The sequence below is a fragment of the Bellilinea caldifistulae genome (assembly GCF_001306055.1).
GTDB classification, from domain to species: Bacteria; Chloroflexota; Anaerolineae; order Anaerolineales; family Anaerolineaceae; genus Bellilinea; species Bellilinea caldifistulae.
In genome coordinates this window covers 162,459-181,148 of the sequence record NZ_LGHJ01000017.1, presented here as the reverse complement: position 1 = coordinate 181,148, position 18,690 = coordinate 162,459, and the positions used below count along the sequence as shown (strand labels likewise).

Below are 18,690 nucleotides of genomic sequence, written 5' to 3'. Positions count from 1 at the left end.
CATTTTGGTTTAACACGCGCCTGATTTCAAATCAGGCGCAATTTTGTAGCAAGGAGTTTTTTATGTTCAAGAACAAGGCACTTTCAACCGTATTTGTGATCATTTTTATTGACTTGCTGGGTTTCAGTCTGATTTTGCCCCTGCTTCCTTACTATGCCAAGCAGTTCAATGCCAGTTCTTTTGAAATTGGCTTGCTGGTGGCGGTTTACGCGCTGGCGCAATTCCTGGCAGCCCCGATTTTTGGCCGCCTTTCGGATCGGTTTGGACGCCGTCCGGTTTTATTGATCAGTCTGGCGGGGAATATCCTCAGCTTTGTTCTGCTGGGGCTGGCAGCTAACCTGTGGATGCTTTTCGCTGCCCGCATCCTGGCGGGGATTATCGGCAGTAATATCAGTGTAGCCCAGGCCTATATTACCGATGTGACCGATGAGAGCAACCGCGCCCGTGGGCTGGGGTTGATTGGGGCGGCTTTTGGACTGGGTTTCATTCTCGGCCCGGCCATCGGCGGATTGCTCAGCCGGTTTGGCTTTGCGGTGCCTTCATTTGCTGCCGCCGTGCTTTCGGCAGTCAACTTCGTGATGGTGTTTTTCTGGCTGCCCGAATCACTGACGGCTGAACGCCGTGCGACTATGGCACGGGGCAAACGTCCGCCGTTTACCTTGCAAGCCTTGCTTTCCACCCTGCGTAAGCCAGTGGTAGGGCCTCTGCTGCATACTCGTTTCTTCTTTGCGATCGCGTTTTCTACCTTCCAAACGATTTTTGCGCTGTGGGGCTTGCAGCGGCTGAATCTGACCGCCCAGACAACCGGTTACCTGCTGACTTATGTTGGTTTCCTTTCGGCTTTTGTGCAGGGCTTCCTGATTGGGCGTTTGACCCGCCGGTTCAGCGAGCCGTTCCTGATTTTCTCAGCCACCGTGTTGATGGCGATCGGTTTGCTGGGGTGGGCGCTGGTCTCCACCATTCCCACCCTGTTGCTGGACTTAATTCCCATTGCTCTGGGGGGAGGCGTGCTGAACACGGTCATCAACAGCGCCATCAGCAAATCGGTTACCCCGTTGGAGGTGGGTGGTACGCTGGGGTTATCGGCATCACTGGAGAGCCTTACACGCGTCTTTTCACCCACGCTGGCGGGTTTAATGCTGGATACCATAGGTACCTGGGCGCCGGGTGTGTTTTCAGCGCTGCTCCTGTTCTGGCTGGCAACTTACGTTTACCGTTATGTTTACCGCCCGGCACAACTGGCGGCAGTGGTAACGCCCCCAATCCGATGAGGATCGGTTCATGCGCCACTTCCGCTATCAATTTGAGGTGGGTGCTTCCCAATCAGCGGTTGCCGAGTTTCACCGCGATACACGCGCTTTGCGCTGGCTGACTCCACCGCCAATCTGGGTGCAGTTTCACCACCTTGAGCCAATAGCGGAAGGCTCGGTGGCGGAGTTTACCTTGTGGTTTGGGCCCTTCCCGGTACGCTGGCGGGCGGTTCATAGCCGGGTGGATTTCCTGAGTGGATTTACCGATACGATGGTCAAAGGCCCGCTGCGATTCTGGCAGCACCGCCATTCCTTCAAGGCGCTTCAACCTGAAAGGACGCTGATCAGAGAAGAAATCGAATTTGAATATCCGCCGGGCATCGCCGGCTGGTGGACCCGCCTGGTTTATTCACCGATTGCCCTGCGGTTGTTGTTCTTCTACCGCAGTCAAATCACACGATGGATCCTGGAACGGAGGAAACGGGCTTCATGAAAACCCGTCAAGACCCGCACATTGTCGTGGTGGGTGCAGGTGTCGGGGGTCTGACAGCTGCGGCTTTACTGGTCAAGGTCGGTTTACAGGTAACGGTGTTTGAAGCCCATGTTTACCCGGGTGGTTCGGCAGGAACTTTTTACCATCAAGGCTACCGTTTCGATGCCGGCGCGACACTGGCGGGCGGGTTCGCCCCGGGCGGCCCGCACGAACGAATTGGACAAATGCTGGGTATCACCTGGCCAGTTCAGCCAGTTAACCCGGCCTGGGTAACCCTGATTGAGGGAAAGCCAGTTTTTCAGTGGGCTGATCGAGAGCGGTGGCGGGAGGAAATTGCGCAAAACTTTCCCGAAAGCGGTGCGTTTTGGAGAATACAGGAATGGCTGGCTGAACAGGCCTGGCAGGTTTCGGCGCGTGATTTTCCATATCCTCCCCAGTCCTTGCAGGAACTTGGACGACTGGCGGCTGCGCTGCGGCCAACAACCCTGCTGGCGGCTCCGTTTGGTCTGCTGACCATTGGTCATTTAATGCCGCGTCGTGCCAGTCAACGCCTGAAGGTTTTTGTGGATTCGCAATTGTTGATCTCGGCACAGACCACCTCACCATTTGCCAATGCGCTTTATGGCAGCGCAGCGCTCGATCTGCCGCGCAGGGGGGTGAATCACGTGCGGGGCGGCATTGGGCAGCTTGCCGGGACTCTTACGAAATGGCTGACCGACAACGGCGCAAGGCTGTATTATCGCCAACAGGTTGAGCGAATCCAACTCGGAGAAGACGGTTGGATTCGGGTGAAAACCCGCAAAGGACTTGAAGTAGAAGCCGATGGCGTGGTTGCCAATCTGACGCCGTGGGGACTTGCCGAAGTGCTGGGTGAGCATCTTCCCCGACGCTTACAAGATGAGATGCAATCGCGACCCAAGGGCTGGGGAGCATTCACCCTGTATCTGGGCCTGGAACGGTCTTTCCTGAACAATTTACCCACCGATCACTTTCAGGTTATTGTGGATGTCAACCGGCCTCTGGGGGATGGAAACTCGGTCTTCATCTCGCTTTCGCCGGAAGATGACCCCCTGCGAGCTCCCCCAGGGATGCGGGCAGCCACGCTCTCAACCCATACCCCTGTTGAGGATTGGTGGTTTGACGACCGTTCGGCGTATGAAGAAAAGCGGCAATTCTATACGGAAAAAATGCTGGCGACGGCCGAAATGGCGCTGCCGGGTATCCGCCGGGCGGTGCGCTTGTGTCTGCCGGGCACACCGCGAACGTTTGCATTTTACACCCGCCGCCCCTACGGTATGGTTGGAGGATTTCCGCAAACTTCTCTGCTGGCTGCCCGTGGGTCGTGGACGGGCATTCCCAACATCTGGCTGGTTGGCGATTCGATTTTTCCGGGGCAGTCCACTGCCGGGGTTACTCTGGGGGCGATCCGGGTTGCCCGTCAGGTGGTGGATTATTACGCTGAACGGCGGAAGGCGAAAACCATCATTCATCTGAAACGAGACATGTCGCATTCTACATAGTTTGTACAATCGTTTGTCCTGAGGGTGGATTTGTGTCAAAATCAAACATATCCGTGCGATCCCATTTTCGCATACCAAATCTTCTGGAGGGAATATGTCCAAAAAAATTATTGTGATCGGTTCTGGCTTTGGGGGGCTGGGCGCAGCAGTCAGACTGGCCGCTCACGGCTTTGATGTTGAAATCTTCGAGAAGCGCGACAAATTGGGGGGCAGAGCCTACGTGTACGAAATTAACGGGTTTAAGTTTGACGGTGGTCCGACGGTTATCACCGCACCCTTCATGTTTGATGAGATTTTCGAAATGGCCGGCAGACGGCGGGAAGATTACTTCCAGATGGTGCCGGTTAATCCCTTTTATCGCATTTTCAACCACGAGGGAAAGTGCTTTGATTACAACGGTGACCCGCAGTTCATCCTATCTCAAATTGACCTGTGGAATCCGGAGGACAAGGAGGGTTACCAGCGCTTCATTGAAACCACCAAAGCGATTTTTCAAAAAGGGTTTGTGGAACTGGCTGACAAGCCGTTCCTCAAATTCACCGATATGCTCAAAATTGCCCCGGATTTGATTCGGTTGCAATCTTACAAAACCGTTTATCAATACGTGTCTCAATTTGTAAAGAATGATTTTCTCAGACAGGTCTTTTCTTTTCATCCTCTACTGATTGGGGGCAATCCATTTGATACGACCAGCATTTACGCGTTAATTCACTATCTTGAACGCCAGTGGGGCATTCATTACGCCATCGGCGGAACCGGCGCAATTGTGGATGCCCTCGGTCGTCTGTTTGTCGAACTGGGCGGAAAAATCCATCTGAATGCAGATGTTGCCGAAATCACCGTTCAAAATCGCAAGGTGACCGGTATTCGGCTGCGGAACGGTGAATTTCACCCTGCGGACATGGTGGTTTCCAATGCAGATGTGGCCAGCACTTACCGCTACATGATTCCGGAAGTTTACCGGAAAAAATACACCAACCGTCGGATTGAACGGATGCGCTATTCCATGTCGTTGTTCGTGATTTACTTTGGCACCAAACGGCGCTATCTGGACTCCCGCCTGGCACACCACAATATCATCTTGAGCAGCCGCTACAAACCGCTGCTGGACGATATTTTCAACAAAAAGATTCTGGCAGATGATTTTTCGCTTTACCTGCACATGCCCACGCTGACCGATCCCAGCATGGCCCCGGAGGGCATGGAAGCTTTTTATGTGCTTTCACCGGTACCACACCTCGGCTCGGGCATTGACTGGTCCAAACAAGCCCGACCGTACCGTGACCGAATTATTGAGTTTTTGGAGAAGAATTACCTGCCTGATCTGCGCGCCAACATTGTTGCCGAACATTATATTGACCCGCTCCATTTTCGGGATACCCTGAACAGTTATCTCGGTTCGGCTTTTTCGGTTGAACCCATTTTGACCCAGTCAGCCTGGTTCCGCCCGCACAATCGCTCGGAAGAGTTTGATAATCTCTACTTCGTCGGGGCAGGCACTCACCCGGGTGCTGGTTTGCCGGGCGTGCTTTCCTCGTCAAAAATCGTGGAAAATCTCATCTGCGAAACGGCTTGATGATTTCAGGGTTAATCAGTTAATTCCATGGGAGGCTCCCGAATGTCATGGCAATCTGCTGAACTTCATCTGACTGCGCCGAATTTACAGGCGGCTTTTCGCGCCACCGAGCAGGTCATTCGGGAGCATTCCAAAACCTTTTATTTTGCAACCGGGTTGCTGCCCTTTTCGGTTCGTCGGGCAATTCGTTCCCTGTACGCTTTTTGCCGGGCGACGGATGATCTGGTCGATTCGGATCAGGCAACCCTCGCTGATATTGAAAACTGGCGGGCGCAAACGGCTCTGCCTCCCCAACAGCAAACCCATGCTGTTCTGCTGACCTGGTCACTGATTCGCGAACGCTACGGGGTTGACCTTAAGTACGAACGCGAATTAATTGACGGTGTGTGCATGGATGTTCACTTTAAGCCCTACGCCACCTGGGAGGAACTGCAAGTTTATTGTTACCGGGTCGCTTCGACGGTTGGGTTGCTTTCCATGCCAATTATCGGACTGGCTGAGGGGGTCACCTTTGACCAGGCTGCACCCTATGCCATTCAACTGGGGATTGCTTTACAGCTGACCAACATTTTACGGGATGTCGGAGAAGATGCGCGGCGCGGGCGGGTTTACTTCCCGGAGGAAGATCTGGCGCGTTTTGGGCTGACCTTGCAAGACATTCGCGATCAGGTGTACGACGAACGGTTCATTGCCTTGATGAAGTTTGAAATTGAAAGAGCTCGCTGCCTGTATAAAGAGGCTCTTCCGGGTATTGCGTTGCTTTCGCGGCGCGCACGTCCGGCGGTTGGTGCGGCTGCGCTGTTGTACGCGGCAATTCTGGATGAAATTGAGGCTTTGAACTACAATGTATATGCCCGCAGGGCGCATACCGGTGCATTGCAAAAACTGGCGTTGCTGCCGGGTATTCTTTGGAAGGTGATGCGCTTAAAACCGCCGCTGCTGGCACAGGTATAGGGGCATGAATGAATGGCTCTGGCTGGCACTTGCCTTCTTATCGGGCAGTGTGCCTTATTCTTTGTTGCTGGGTAAAATTCTTCTGAACCGCGACATTCGCCGGTTTGGGGATGGCAATCCGGGCGCTACCAACCTGGTGCGTGCCGGAGGGGGATGGTGGGGCGGTCTGGCAATTTTACTGGATGGATTGAAGGCCGCCGTTCCGGTTGGGTGGGTTTACTGGTTTGATCGTCCGAGCTTGCCATGGATGGCCGCCATTGCTGTCGCTCCAGCGCTCGGCCATGCTTTTTCACCATTTTTGAGGGGGAAGGGCGGTAAAGCCATTGCCTCCATTTTTGGGGTTTGGACCGGGTTGACCCTGTTTGAAGCCCCTCTTATTCTGGGGGCGGCCATGGGGCTTTTTTACTTAATTTTTGAGAACAGCGGTTGGGTGGTCGTTTTCTCTGAGGGGGTGCTGGGGGCGTTTTTATGGCTGTATCATCCTGATTGGTTACTGGGGGTGGTGTGGGTGTTGTTGTTGGTTCTTTCGATCTGGAAGCATCGCGCGGATTTTAGCAAACCCTTGCTGGTGCGGGCTTCGCTCAAAAGGCTGTATACCCGACTCAAAGACCTGTAATAATTTTTGTGGCTTGTAAAAGAAAAAGAGCCAGCCGATCGGCTGGCTCTTCTCGTTTCCTGTGGGTTCTACCGGTAAGATTACCGCTAATAATCAATCGCCGGGGTGAGGGGGGCACCCAGGCGATTGACAATGTTTATTATATACAATTGGATTGAATTGGCAAGAGTTTTCCGGTCATTTTGTGGTACTTGCAATGAAAATGCAACTTAGCCGGCGTCATACTCAAAATGATAACGGGGATCTTCTTCCGGCAGACTGGCAATAAAGCGCTCGCTTTCCCGGCGGATGCTTGCTCTTTCCTCAGCGGTTTTACGATCGAGCATTCGGTACATGACCGCCATCCGCGGATTGTGAATTAATTTGTCCCGCTGTTTTTCCAGAAAAGCCCAGTAAAGGTAGTTGAAAGGGCAGGCATTCTCACCGTATTTTTGATTCACATCAAAGCGGCAGGAAGCGCAGTAATTACTCATCTTATGGATATAACTGCCGCTCGAAATATAGGGTTTGCTGGCCAGCAGGCCACCATCCGCATAGGTGGCCATGCCGAGGACGTTGGGCAGCTCCACCCATTCATATGCGTCTACAAAGCCTGCCCAAAACCATTCGGAGAGCCGCAAGGGATGGATGCCGATTAAGTTCGCAAAATTGGACAGCACCATCAAACGATGAATGTGGTGAGCAAAACCGTGTTGTTTGACCATTTCAATAGAGTCCCGCAGGCATGCCAGTTCACACTCCTCTGGGTCCCAGTACCAGCGGGGTAAACCCCGTTGATGCTGAAAGTAATTGACCTGACGATATTCGGGCATTTTATACCAGTACATGCCGTGAATGTACTCACGCCAGCCGAGAATCTGGCGTATGAATCCTTCCAGCGAGTTCAATGGTACGGCGTACTCATCTGCTGCTGCGATGGCACGTTCGATCAACTCGCTGGGGTGGAGCAGTCCCAGGTTCAAAAAAGCCGAAAGGAGCGAGTGGGTCAGGATGAAATCACCCTGCCGCATGGCATCTTCGTACGGCCCGAAGTCGGCAAAGCGCCAGCGGAAAAAATGCTCCATCCACTTCAAAGCCGCACTGCGGGTGACCGGTAATCGGAAATCCGTGGCACTGCCCCATAACCCCGGCTGACCTTCGATGATTCCAATTACGGTGCGGGTAATGTCATCCGGCTCGACAAAGGGCGGTTCGGGGTAGGCTCGATCCGGTGGAGGTTTTCGATTGTCCTTGTCAAAGTTCCACTTTCCGCCGACTGGTTGACCGTTCTTTATAAGGATGTTTTCCCGCCTGCGCATCCAGCGGTAGAAGGTTTCCATACGCAAGTCTTTCTGCGAATCTGCCCAGCGGATAAATTCCTCGCGCGGAAGGATGTAAAACGGATTGGGGAGCAGAGCAAGAGGCAGGTCTTGCGCCAGTTTGCTCAGGATTTGCTGCATTCCCCATTCGCGTGGCTGAAATGCCAGAATCCGCTGCGGGTTATATTGCCGCCAATGCGCCCATAGACCGCTGGCAAAATCGGCTTCATGGCGGTAGTCCACCTCGTATCCGGCCCGCTCCAATTCCAGTTTGAAATGGCGCATGGCAGAAATGCCGAGCACTAATTTTTTCCGGTGAAATGGGAGGGCTTGCCACTTGCGTTGTGACTCAATCATCAGGATGCGAGTTTCGGATGGCGGATAATTTTTCAATTCCGCCAGCGAAAGATCGCACATGGTGATGAGGAAAGTGAGCCTCATAGGGAAGCGGAGGTACGGTTGTTTTCGGCAATCAGTTCTTCCCGTCTTCGCCGGTAGGTGAGGATGATCCGGTCGCCCTGCACAAATTTTTCTCCATTGCGCAAGGAGGATCTTTTGGGATCCTGCCGGCTGACCACCCGCTTATCCTGATTGGCGATATAACGGCTTCCCAGCACCCCAACCCAGTTGATGAGGGTCTTGATCACCGGTACGCGAACCATGCGTTGATAGTAACGCAGGTAAAACATGCCGTTTTCTTCATCTACCGGCGCAAAGGCGACGAAAATGCGTAAATCGTTGCTGATCCGATTTTGCCAGATGTTGGGGAAAATGAATTCGAGAAACGGCGGGCGTTGGGGCGGGGGTAATTCTTCCGGCTTGCGCGGCGGCGTTCCGTCATCCACCCGGTTGTAAACCCACATACGGATGATGTCATCCTCCAGGGTAACTATCGGCCCGTCCACGACCACCCGCCTGCCGCGCCCAATCGTATTGTAATGAACGTGGGGCAGGTGCATCACATCCATCTGATTCTCGATCATGCGGGAGTAATGCACCGGCCACTGTTCGTGGTAGCCGCTGTACGAGAAGGTTTCGTCAATGTCAAACCAGCGCGGCGGGGTTAAGTTGGGGCGGGGTTCTCCCCACCAGATCCAGATGAGATCATGCGCCTCGCAGGTGGGGTAGCTGTGAACCCGCATGGCTTTGGGCGGTTCAGCATTGCGTCCCAGCGATGGAATGTAGCGGCATTGTCCGCTGGAATCGTATTCAAAGGCGTGAAACGGACAGGCCAGGCGGTCTTCGGCGGTGATTTTGCCCTGACTGAGGCTGGCGCTCAGGTGGGCACAGCGGTCACTCAGGCAGTGCACTTTTCCTTGCCGGTCGCGCCAGAAAACCAGTTTTTCTCCCATGCGGGTGACCCCCAGCGGTTTACCCCTCGGCACTTCTCTGGATTCGAGAACAGCATACCATTGATTGCGGATCATGTTCCCTCCCGTGGTTTGGATTGTTGGTAAGCGCGCAGGGTGCGTTCCTTCACCTGTGCGTGATCTACGAGCGGCAGCGGATAGTCGCGGCCGGGTTTGAAGCCGGTTTTGCGCTGAATTTCGGCTGGCGTTAGCCACGGTTCATGCAGGTATTCATCCGGCAAACGCTCCAGTTCCGGCAGCCAGCGGCGGATGAAATGCCCGTAGGGGTCAAACTTCTTGCTTTGCAGGATGGGGTTGAAAATGCGAAAGTAAGGAGCTGCATCCGTGCCGACTCCAGCCGTCCATTGCCAGCCGCCGTTGTTGGCCGCCGGATCGCCATCCACCAGATGACGCATGAACCAGCGTTCACCCTCCTGCCAGTTGATCAGCAGGTCTTTGACCAGAAAAGAGGCCACAATCATCCGTCCGCGGTTGTGCATCCAGCCCATGGTGAGCAATTGACGCATACAGGCATCCACAACCGGAATACCGGTCAAGCCCTGTTGCCAGGCAGCCAGTTCTGCGGGTGCATGCCGCCATTCGATATTGCGCAGGGCGGGGTTGAAGGCGGTTTGCAGAACATGAGGGAAGTGGTAGAGAATGGCGTTGTAAAACTCACGCCAGATCAATTCGTTCAGGAAAGTTTCGGCGCCTTTACGCCCGGCGGGATCGGCCGTCTGTTGAATTTTTTCCATCGTCAGGGCCGCGGCGCGGCGGGCGGAAATCATCCCGAACCGGAGATAGGGGGAAAGACGGGATGTGCCATCTACATCCAGCCGGTTGCGGTCATCGGCGTACGCAAACACAGCCGAATCCAGGAATTCCAATAATCGCCGTTCGGCTTCGGCCTCGCCAGCCGGAAAGTAAGCATTTTCTGGCGCTGGGGGAATGGGATCGCTTGGCAGGAACGGCGGCGGGGGAAGATGGTCTGGGATGGGAGGTAGTGGCTTGGGCAGCGGCAGGGCTTTCCAGGCTTTGCTGAAGGGGGTAAACACAGTGTAGGGGCTGCCATCCGGCTTGACCACCGCCGCAGGATGGTGGACGGTTACACCGACAACCCGCTGGAGTGGGATGTATCTGGCAAGGTTCGCGTCACGGCGAACGGCATAGGGGGTGTAGTCTTCCTCGGCGAATACCCCGTCGGCGCCGGTTTCGGCTACCACAGCCGGCAGGACCTCTTCCGGCAGTCCGCTGCGGACGATTAATCGGCTGCCGCGCGAACGCAGGTCTTCGTCTAACCTACGCAAGCCATTAAACAAAAAGTGCCGGCGGTTTTCGGCGGCTGTGTTAAGCAGACGCGGGTCGAGGATAAAGAGCGGCAGGACGCTGTGCCCGCCTTGCAGGGCGCTGTGGAGGGCGGGATTGTCCTTCAACCGCAAGTCGCGGCGAATCCACCAGATATGTGTGGGCATGGGGAAAGACCTCGAAACAATTTTCATCTCAATTATATGCCCTGCCCATCTGCGAGCCTCATAAAATGTAGAAGGTAATTGAGAATCCGGTCTATAATTAGGGGGATGAAAAAATTAGCCGTATTGACGGGCGGCGGTGATGCCCCCGGTTTGAACGCTGTCATTCGGGCTGTGGTTAAGACGGCCATCCTGCGCTACAATTGTGAGGTGTTGGGGGTACGCAACGGTTTTGATGGGTTTGTGGACGAAGGTGGTATCTTCCCCCTCACGCTCGGGGATGTGCGCGGTATTTTACCGCGCGGCGGCACGATACTCGGCGCGGCTAACCGGGGTAATCCATTTGCCCGTAAAGTGATGCGGGATGGGGTTGAGGTCGTTGAGGACACCTCCCAGCGGGTGATTGAGCGCATTCAGAGCCTGAATCTGGATGCCCTGATTGTGATCGGCGGTGATGGCACCTTGCGCATTGCGCTGAAACTGTATCAGCAGTTAAGTGTACCGGTCATTGGTGTCCCCAAGACGATTGACAATGACATTAACGGCACCGATTTTACTTTTGGCTTTGACACGGCCTTAAACACGGCAATGGAGGCAATTGACCGGCTGCATACGACGGCCGAATCGCATCACCGGGTGATGATTCTGGAATTGATGGGGCGGGACGCTGGCTACATTGCGCTGTATGCCGGGATTGCCGGTGGCGCGGATGTGATTCTGATACCCGAAATTCCCTTCCACATCGAGTCAGTTTGCGCCAAAATTCAGGATCGAGTGGCGGCGGGGGCATTTTTCAGCATCATTGCGGTGGCTGAAGGGGCGCACCCCGCCGGGGGTGAGCGGGTTTACCGCATGGAGGGAGATCAGGTGTTTCTGCCGCGCCTGGGTGGTATTGGTCAACAGGTGGCTGAGGCGCTGGCGGCTTCCTGCGGGGTGGAAACCCGTGTAACCGTGCTGGGACATTTGCAGCGCGGTGGCAGCCCAACTGCCTTCGATCGCGTCCTGTGTACGCGGATGGGCGGAGCAGCCGTGCGGCTGGCGGCAGCCAGCCGTTTTGGTCGGATGGTGGCTCTACGCGGCGGCGAGGTGGTGGATGTATCGCTGGAGGAAGCGCTGGCAAGGCCGCGTCGGGTCAGCCTGGATAGCGACCTCATTCAAACGGCGCGGGAGATGGGAATTTCGCTTGGGGATGAGTGAAACCCGTTGCGTATAGCCTATTTGCTGAGCGGATCACCGTACAACTGGCGGTGAACCACGCTCAAGGCGCGCACCTGTTCTGCCGCATGATAGGATGAACGCACCAGCGGACCGCTTTCCACCCATTTGAAGCCGATGTTCAGGCCAAATTCGCGCAAATGCGCAAATTCTTCAGGGGTGTAATAACGGGCAATCGGCAGGTGTTTGCGGCTGGGTTGGAGATACTGGCCAATGGTGAGTATTTCAACGCCCCACGAACGCAAATCTTCCATGACGGCTTTGACTTCGTCAATTGTTTCGCCCAACCCCACCATGATACCGGATTTGGTCAGCACATCCGGATCGAGTTTTTTGGCGTTACTCAGGGTGGCTTTGGCCCACTCATAGCGGTCCTGCGGTTGCACCAGTTTGAACAGGCGTGGTACAGTTTCCACATTGTGATTGAGAATCTCCGGTCGGGCATCCATCACGATACGAAGCGCTTCGACACTACCCTTGAAATCGGGAATGAGCACCTCAATCGAGCAGCCAGGATGAATCTGGCGGATGCGGCGGATGACCATGGCAAAAATCGGCGCGCCGCCGTCTTTGCGGTCGTCGCGGTTGACCGAGGTGATCACGGCATGCTGAAGGTTCATGGCTTTGACGGCTTGAGCAACCCGCTCCGGTTCAAGCCAATCTAGGGCATCCGGGCGGCCGCGTTTGATGTCGCAAAAGCCGCAGGTGCGGGTGCAAACGTCACCCATCATCAGAAAAGTGGCCGTTCCGGCACCCCAGCATTCGCCCATGTTGGGGCAACCGGCTTCCTCACACACCGTGTGCAGTGCTTTACGGCGCATTAATTGTTGGAGTTGTTCAAAAGTTTCACCGCTTGGGGCGCGAACGCGAATCCAGGAGGGACGGCGCAGAGGGGTGGTATCGAACTTTTCGGGGTCAACCCGGTCGCGAGTGGCTTCAGGTGGCATGGCTTACCTCTAAAATTGTGAAAATCGTTTCAGGCAGGCTTGCGGAAAGCGGGGATTTCCCTTACCTGCTGGTCCACGAGCAGGGTATAATACGGCATCCAGATGATACCATAATGCTGGACGAAAATATCTTTTTTGTAAGGGGTGAGCGGAATTTCCATCTCATCGTTGACGACATCTGCCCAGCGATCTTGAAGTTGTTTTATTTCGTGGTTTTTCTCGGCTTCGACATCTTTGAGCTGTTTTTGTAATTGTTCCAGAGCCAGCCGGGCTTTTTCCAGCCGGTCTTTGGCCTCGCTGGTCAGACGCCGTTTGGTCATAGAACTGGAGAGAGTGGCGCGCCGCTTTCCGAACAGGTTCATCAAAGATTGTCCGTGGGTGGCTAACTCCTCCATTTGACGCTGTTTGTAGGTGTTTTCCTTATCATCCACATCGCTCTTTGCCCGCTCGATTTTTCGATTCAGGTCTTCGATTTTTTTCTGATAGAGATTTTCCAGTTTATCCACTTCACCTTGCAGAGCCGAGCGGGCTGCCTGGGCGCATTGCTCGCGAAATTCGGCGGTGGAGACTTCCGGTGGAGCATAGACTTTCAGTTTTTCATTGGCGCGCAAGCGGATGGTGGCGTTCCGGTAGACCCATTCGATGAATTCCTGCTGGTAAGCATTCAACTGGCGGGCATCAGTCAGCCAACCCGGCAGGGGAGCATACTGGGCAGAGGGCAGCGGGTCGGTGGTGATTTCGCTCCGTTGGAAACTGCGCCACGGGCAGTCATCCCACTCAATCGAGCGGCCGCGCGGTTCTTGCACCAGCGCGGTAACCTCACGGTTGAGTTCGAGGTTGTATTTGCGCGCCAGGTAGTTGATGGTCGCCTGTGCAAACAAGGCCGGATGGTAGACAAATCCTTTTTGCTCAATCTGGGCGGAGGCCGGAATACCCGCCTGCCGGATGGCTTCGGATAGGGGTAGATCATTGGGCAGGAAATATTCCTCCACTCCGCTGGGAACGGGAGGACGGACGGCCGTGTAAGTCGAGGTTGAGGTAGCGGCTGTGGGCGTACCGGGTCGTTTGGCGGCAGTTTCGCCGCCGGTCTGTGGCGATGCTGCCGTTGGGGTCGGAGGTGTGCTGGTCAGCGGCATCAGAGCTGGCAGTTGAGCGCGGGTCAACGGGCCGGCCAGGAAGTTCAGCACCCAGCGGGTTTGGAACAAAACCGGTTTTTTGGCGTGAACGCTGTGCAGGACAAATACGCGTTTGCCCAGCGTGGAAATCAGGCGGTCCATCTCCTGGCGATTGACGCCGCCGCCTGCTGAGTCCAGTCCATCCAACAGACGTTGTTTGTCCTGATCAGTTTGCAGACGGCCGATCATCCATGTGCCGGCATTCGATAAACCCTTATAGTCCACATCCACCGGGTTTTGAGTGGCGAGCAACAGCCCCACCCCAAAAGCGCGGGCCTGTTTTAACATGCGTAGCATGATGGTTTTCGAGGGAGGGTTGCCCAGCGGCGGCAGGTAGCCGTAAATTTCATCCATGTAAATGATGGCACGCAGGTTGCCCGTGCCGCGCTGATTGCGCATCCACGACTCAATTGAGGCAAACAAAAGGGTAACAAAGAACATCCGCTCGCTTTCGCTCAGGTGGGCCAGATAGAAGATACTATGGCGCGCCTTGCCATCCGGACTGTAGAGCAGCCTTTCGATGCTCAAGGGCTGGCCTTCGCGCCATATTTCAAAGGACGGCGAGGCGAGAAAATTGTTGAGCAGCATCGCCAGCGAGAGGCGGTCTTTTTCGGGGAAAAAGTTGTCCACCGGAAAAGCTCCAAGCCGGTCAAATGGCGGTTTTTGAGTTTGTAAGATCAGTTCGGTCAGGTCGAGCGATTTGCCACTGCTCCAGGCGTGTTCCAGGATGTTGGAGAGGAGGATGTGCTCGCGGGAACGCAGGGGGTCTATGTCGTTGAATCCAATCAGCCCCAGCAGTGCGGTAATGATGGTGGAGATTTTTTCGCGCAGGATTTCGCGGTTCTCGTTCCATGGCAGATCCGGAGACTCGAACGAGGAAAGAATGTTGACCGGTGTTGCTGCCGATGAACCGGGGGAGTACAAACCAAAGTCCACAGCGTCTTTCAGCTCGCTGATTTGCTGGGGGCCTAAGCCCCATTCTGCCAGCCCGTTTTTCCAGCGCTCGGCGGTTTCCTCAGCCAGTTGTTGAGTGGTTTTTCCCTCGCGCCGGGCGTTTTCGGGGTCAATCCACGGTTCAAAGTCGGTCGGCAGCAGATCTGGAAAGTGCAGGAGGAGGTTGGTCAGATCACCTTTTGGGTCAATGATGATAGCCGGGATGCCTTCCAAAGCGGCTTCCTCCAGTAACCCCACGCATAACCCGGTCTTACCGGAGCCGGTCATGCCGGTAACGACAGCGTGGGTGGTCAGATCAGCTGGCTCGTACAGAATGGGCTGATCCAGTAGTTTTTTCTCGACCGGGTCGTATTGCTTGCCCAGATAAAACAGGCCGTCCTTAGAAAGCGCCATGGTTAAAGTCCTCCTCTGGATTTATTTCAACAAGTATAACTGATACACCTCCCCAAAATCCTCCACAACCGGCAGGGTGGTGAGAAATTCTTCCAGCGCCGTAAGACTTGCCATGGGGTGTTTGGGATCGGGGTTTTCTTTCATAAATTGTACACCTGAACGAAAGACGAGCAGGTGGGTGAATCCTTCCTGTTGCCACTGCTGCCGAATGGCGTTGAAATCACGGTTGCGCGTCCAGTCGCGCCGCCAGCGGTCGAGATTTTCATCCGGTGTACAGACGGGTCGGCAGTAGAATGCGCGCGGTTCATAAATCAGAAGGGTATGGCTGTCTTCTGGCAGGCTGCGGACGGCTTCCATGGCCGGTTGATACCAGCCGGTATTTCTTTCGAGGTACTTTTCGGTTTCCAGCAAACCCAGGGCTGCCTGCGGCGTGAATCGGCGGAGCAAATCCAGCTGAACCTCCAGCGCGGTGAAAGCCAGTACCATGATGACCATGGCGGTGAGGACGCGCTGAAGACGTATTGAGCCAATTTGAACCGAACTGGCGGCGAGAAAACCGATACCAGCCAGGGCGGCGAAAGCCGGCAGCATGGGGTAGAACATGCGGGTCTGAAGAAAATAGGCGGTGTACCGCCCGCCCAGCGCCCAGAAGAACCATGTGGCAAGGACAAATACCGCTGTCAGTTGAAGGATTTGCCTTTGTGGTTCATTGCCCTTGTGCCAGTTGAGCCCGGCCAGCAATCCAAATCCCAGCAGCAACGGCCCGATGGAGGCTCCGTAGCCGGGCCCGCCTTCCACTCCCCAAATGGTGGCGCGCAAAGGTAACAGGAACACGTCCCGCCAGTCGCCGTAGGGTTCATCTTCAAAATAAATGGCAATGCGAATTTCGTCCATATCGGCGGCCGGGAAGAAGAAGGGATAAACCGGGTTGCCGGTAAACAGATAGTTTTTTGCCAGCCACGGCAGGACGAACAAAAATACCCCCAGCGAGAAAATCAATGAGTGCCGAAAGATTTGGCGGAGCGAGCGGCGGAAGAGAAACCCAATCACCACCAGCCCGACCAGCGCCAGCATCCCAAAAGGATATTTCGTGCCGATAGCCATGCCGCTGAATGCACCAGCCAGCATCAAATAGCGTCTTTGGCGAACCTCTTTTTGCCAGATATCCAGCGAGATAAGACACCCCAGCCCAAATAACAAACCCAGCCAGTCCACATAACCCCAGCCGCTGGAAAGAACCAGTGTCGAGCCGGCAAATAAAGCGGCGCAGGCTGTCCAGGCAGCCCGGCTGCCCCATGCTTCGACCAGCCAGCCTAAAAGGCCAGCCAGTCCCAGGAGAGCAAAACCCCACCCCAGAACAGGGGCTGCCGAGGCGCCCCCCAGTGCCATTGCCAGCAGGTAGAGCATTTCTGCATTCTGGGGGTAACCGCTCATCATCAGCCAGCTCACGTGGGTGATTTTACCTGCAGCCAGGTAGGCTTGCGGCAGGGTCAGGTGATAGACAAGGGCATCGTACTTGACCGGCGGAGCAAGTGCCGTCCAAAGAGAAGCAGAAAGAGCAATCCCGATGAGCACGCCGATCCAGCGTTCAGCCGGACTGCTGGCTTGAATGACCTCGCGCCAGGCCTTCCATTCCAAAAGCCAAACACGGATCGAGCGGCGCAGCAGAAAGGACAGGCCAATCATCAAGACAGCCATCCACCCAAGCGCTGTGCCGATTAAGGCACCCGTGAGTAAAATGATCAGAGCGAGCAGACCCAATCCGGCGGTAGCCTGGACGGTGAGGGCGGCCAACGGGTGAAGGGGGAGGCGGTGCAAGAGGTGGGCTCCCAAGCCACCAGCCAGCGAGAGAATCCATCCCGCCAGCAGAAGCCGCCAAATTATCAGCGTGAAAGCAAGCGCAAAAGACAGATCAAATGGTTTGTGGGTTACGTAATAACCGGCGATGACCAGCAAGGGGATGAGAAATGCTGAAAGGGTAGCAATCCATTGCGATGATTTCTTCATCATGTTTTTTCTTAAAAACTTATGTTGAGGTGGATGAATCAATTATAGCCAAACCTTGTTTGGGGCTTTTATTTCAACAGGGGATTTTAATTTTGATATAATCGGGATAATTCATCATAAACTTAATTTCGAATTGCGGGAGGAAATTGAATGAGCGCAGGACAGGCATTTCATCAGGGTGAAAAAATACGCATGGAAGAGGGCAAACTGATCGTACCGGATCAGCCGATCATTCCTTTTGTGGAAGGTGATGGGACGGGCAGGGACATCTGGCGGGCCTCGCAGCGGGTGTTCGATGCCGCGGTAGAAAAAGCCTACGGCGGGAAGCGCAAGATTCACTGGCTGGAGGTAATGGCAGGGGAGAAAGCCTTTCAACAGACCGGTAACTGGCTGCCGGAAGAGACCCTGACAGCTTTTCGGGAGTATCTGGTGGGTATTAAAGGTCCGCTGACCACGCCGGTGGGCGGCGGAATCCGTTCCTTGAATGTGGCGCTACGTAAAGCCCTGGATTTATATGTCTGTCTGAGACCGGTGCGTTACTTCAAGGGTGTGCCTTCGCCGGTGCGCCGGCCGGAAGATGTGGACATGGTCATTTTCCGCGAGAATACCGAAGACATTTACACCGGTATTGAATTTGAACTGGGGACAGAAGCCAACGAGCGTTTCAAAGCCCTGTTAAGCGAGCATTTTCCGCAGGAATACCAGAAAATCCGCTTCCCCAAGACGGCTGCGTTCAGTTTGAAGCCAATTTCCAAAGAAGGTACTCATCGGTTGGTGCGGGCCGCTCTGCGTTACGCATTACAGTACAAACGGCGCAGTGTGACGCTGGTGCATAAGGGAAACATCATGAAGTTCACCGAAGGCGCATTCCGCAACTGGGGCTATGAACTGGCCGAGCAGGAATTCGGCGATCAGGTCTATACCTGGGCGCAATGGGAGCGCACCAAAGCCGTCAAAGGGGAAGAAGCCGCCAATGCCGAACAGGATGCCGCCCTCAAGGCCGGTAAACTGCTGGTCAAGGACGTAATTGCGGACATCGTCTTTCAGCAAACCATCACCCGTGCCCGAGATTTTGATGTGTTGGCGACCATGAACCTGAACGGTGATTACCTTTCCGATGCGCTGGCGGCACAGGTGGGCGGGATTGGAATCGCGCCGGGCGGCAATATCAATTACGATACCGGCCATGCCGTATTCGAAGCCACCCACGGTACTGCCCCGAAGTACGCCGATAAGGATATGGTCAACCCGGGTTCGGTGATTCTCTCCGGTGAGATGATGTTCCGGTATCTGGGCTGGAATGAGGCCGCTGACCTGATCATCCGCGGCATGGAAGGCGCAATCAGCGCCAAAACGGTGACGTATGATTTTCATCGTCTGATGGAAGACGCGACCCTGCTTAAATGTTCTGAATTTGGCGATGCCGTAATCCATCACATGGACGATTAACGAAAATCTTACACTTCCGTGCTAT

General features: G+C 54.9%; 13 protein-coding genes and 1 pseudogene. 8 read left to right on the top strand and 6 right to left on the bottom strand.

Annotated elements, in window-relative coordinates:
• Positions 1 to 5: 5 nt before the first annotated feature.
• The 6 genes and pseudogenes from AC812_RS11970 to AC812_RS11945 form a co-directional block, all read left to right on the top strand.
• A pseudogene (locus AC812_RS11970) lies at positions 6 to 1,271 on the top strand (MFS transporter); the annotation flags it as partial.
• Positions 1,272 to 1,281: 10 nt separating this feature from the next.
• Positions 1,282 to 1,743: an SRPBCC family protein gene (locus tag AC812_RS11965; protein WP_061918759.1), complete on the top strand. Its 462-nt coding sequence runs from the start codon at positions 1,282 to 1,284 to the stop codon at positions 1,741 to 1,743.
• The gene (locus AC812_RS11960) at positions 1,740 to 3,263 is read left to right on the top strand and encodes a phytoene desaturase family protein (RefSeq protein WP_061918757.1); all 1,524 of its coding nucleotides are present in this window, start codon (positions 1,740 to 1,742) and stop codon (positions 3,261 to 3,263) included. The genes AC812_RS11965 and AC812_RS11960 overlap by 4 nt, the downstream gene beginning before the upstream one ends.
• Positions 3,264 to 3,357: 94 nt before the next feature.
• The gene (locus AC812_RS11955) at positions 3,358 to 4,839 is read left to right on the top strand and encodes a phytoene desaturase (RefSeq protein WP_061918755.1); all 1,482 of its coding nucleotides are present in this window, start codon (positions 3,358 to 3,360) and stop codon (positions 4,837 to 4,839) included.
• A 42-nt stretch (positions 4,840 to 4,881) separates the two neighbouring features.
• Entirely contained in the window at positions 4,882 to 5,793 is a 912-nt protein-coding gene (locus AC812_RS11950; RefSeq protein WP_061918753.1) for a phytoene/squalene synthase family protein, read from the top strand.
• Positions 5,794 to 5,797: 4 nt separating this feature from the next.
• Positions 5,798 to 6,409 carry a glycerol-3-phosphate acyltransferase gene (locus AC812_RS11945; protein WP_061918751.1) on the top strand — a complete coding sequence of 204 codons (612 nt, stop codon included), beginning with the start codon at positions 5,798 to 5,800 and terminating at the stop codon, positions 6,407 to 6,409.
• 209 nt (positions 6,410 to 6,618) lie between these two features.
• Here AC812_RS11945 and AC812_RS11940 read toward each other — a convergent pair whose 3' ends face one another.
• The 3 genes from AC812_RS11940 to AC812_RS11930 are packed head-to-tail and all read right to left on the bottom strand — an operon-like array spanning position 6,619 to position 10,528.
• Positions 6,619 to 8,148, bottom strand: coding sequence for a cryptochrome/photolyase family protein (locus AC812_RS11940; RefSeq protein WP_061918749.1), 1,530 nt, complete (start codon positions 8,146 to 8,148; stop codon positions 6,619 to 6,621).
• On the bottom strand, positions 8,145 to 9,134 hold the full coding sequence (locus AC812_RS11935) for an aromatic ring-hydroxylating oxygenase subunit alpha (RefSeq protein WP_061918746.1): 990 nt from the start codon (positions 9,132 to 9,134) through the stop codon (positions 8,145 to 8,147). Before AC812_RS11935 ends, AC812_RS11940 begins: the two co-directional genes overlap by 4 nt.
• A complete protein-coding gene (locus AC812_RS11930) occupies positions 9,131 to 10,528 on the bottom strand; it encodes a cryptochrome/photolyase family protein (RefSeq protein WP_061918744.1) in 1,398 nt (465 codons plus the stop codon). Before AC812_RS11930 ends, AC812_RS11935 begins: the two co-directional genes overlap by 4 nt.
• A gap of 105 nt (positions 10,529 to 10,633) precedes the next feature.
• On the opposite strand from AC812_RS11930, the gene AC812_RS11925 reads away from it, so the two are divergent.
• Positions 10,634 to 11,722, top strand: a complete 1,089-nt coding sequence (locus AC812_RS11925; RefSeq protein ID WP_061918742.1) for a 6-phosphofructokinase — start codon at positions 10,634 to 10,636, stop codon at positions 11,720 to 11,722.
• 17 nt (positions 11,723 to 11,739) lie between these two features.
• Here the strand turns inward: AC812_RS11925 and lipA are convergent, their stop codons facing one another.
• Genes lipA through AC812_RS11910 form a run of 3 tightly spaced genes read right to left on the bottom strand, consistent with a single transcriptional unit; the run spans position 11,740 to position 17,216 of the window.
• The gene (gene lipA / locus AC812_RS11920) at positions 11,740 to 12,687 is read right to left on the bottom strand and encodes a lipoyl synthase (RefSeq protein WP_061918741.1); all 948 of its coding nucleotides are present in this window, start codon (positions 12,685 to 12,687) and stop codon (positions 11,740 to 11,742) included.
• Positions 12,688 to 12,716: 29 nt separating this feature from the next.
• The gene (locus AC812_RS11915; RefSeq protein WP_061918739.1) at positions 12,717 to 15,209 is read right to left on the bottom strand and encodes a helicase HerA domain-containing protein; all 2,493 of its coding nucleotides are present in this window, start codon (positions 15,207 to 15,209) and stop codon (positions 12,717 to 12,719) included.
• 21 nt (positions 15,210 to 15,230) lie between these two features.
• Complete coding sequence (locus tag AC812_RS11910; RefSeq protein ID WP_061918737.1) at positions 15,231 to 17,216, bottom strand: hypothetical protein; 1,986 nt, start codon at positions 17,214 to 17,216, stop codon at positions 15,231 to 15,233.
• A 150-nt stretch (positions 17,217 to 17,366) separates the two neighbouring features.
• Between AC812_RS11910 and icd the strand changes: the two genes are divergently transcribed.
• Positions 17,367 to 18,665, top strand: a complete 1,299-nt coding sequence (gene icd, locus AC812_RS11905) for an NADP-dependent isocitrate dehydrogenase (RefSeq protein WP_061918736.1) — start codon at positions 17,367 to 17,369, stop codon at positions 18,663 to 18,665.
• Positions 18,666 to 18,690 lie beyond the last annotated feature (25 nt).

Excerpts from the sequence above, each read along its gene's own strand:
- AC812_RS11915 (WP_061918739.1), bottom strand. The coding sequence starts at position 15,209 with ATGGCGCTTTCTAAGGACGGCCTGTTTTATCTGGGCAAGCAATACGAC.
- AC812_RS11945 (WP_061918751.1), top strand. The coding sequence starts at position 5,798 with ATGAATGAATGGCTCTGGCTGGCACTTGCCTTCTTATCGGGCAGTGTG.
- AC812_RS11910 (WP_061918737.1), bottom strand. The coding sequence starts at position 17,216 with ATGAAGAAATCATCGCAATGGATTGCTACCCTTTCAGCATTTCTCATC.
- AC812_RS11940 (WP_061918749.1), bottom strand. The coding sequence starts at position 8,148 with ATGAGGCTCACTTTCCTCATCACCATGTGCGATCTTTCGCTGGCGGAA.
- AC812_RS11965 (WP_061918759.1), top strand. The coding sequence starts at position 1,282 with ATGCGCCACTTCCGCTATCAATTTGAGGTGGGTGCTTCCCAATCAGCG.
- AC812_RS11950 (WP_061918753.1), top strand. The coding sequence starts at position 4,882 with ATGTCATGGCAATCTGCTGAACTTCATCTGACTGCGCCGAATTTACAG.
- icd (WP_061918736.1), top strand. The coding sequence starts at position 17,367 with ATGAGCGCAGGACAGGCATTTCATCAGGGTGAAAAAATACGCATGGAA.
- AC812_RS11960 (WP_061918757.1), top strand. The coding sequence starts at position 1,740 with ATGAAAACCCGTCAAGACCCGCACATTGTCGTGGTGGGTGCAGGTGTC.
- AC812_RS11955 (WP_061918755.1), top strand. The coding sequence starts at position 3,358 with ATGTCCAAAAAAATTATTGTGATCGGTTCTGGCTTTGGGGGGCTGGGC.
- lipA (WP_061918741.1), bottom strand. The coding sequence starts at position 12,687 with ATGCCACCTGAAGCCACTCGCGACCGGGTTGACCCCGAAAAGTTCGAT.
- AC812_RS11935 (WP_061918746.1), bottom strand. The coding sequence starts at position 9,134 with ATGATCCGCAATCAATGGTATGCTGTTCTCGAATCCAGAGAAGTGCCG.
- AC812_RS11930 (WP_061918744.1), bottom strand. The coding sequence starts at position 10,528 with ATGCCCACACATATCTGGTGGATTCGCCGCGACTTGCGGTTGAAGGAC.
- AC812_RS11925 (WP_061918742.1), top strand. The coding sequence starts at position 10,634 with ATGAAAAAATTAGCCGTATTGACGGGCGGCGGTGATGCCCCCGGTTTG.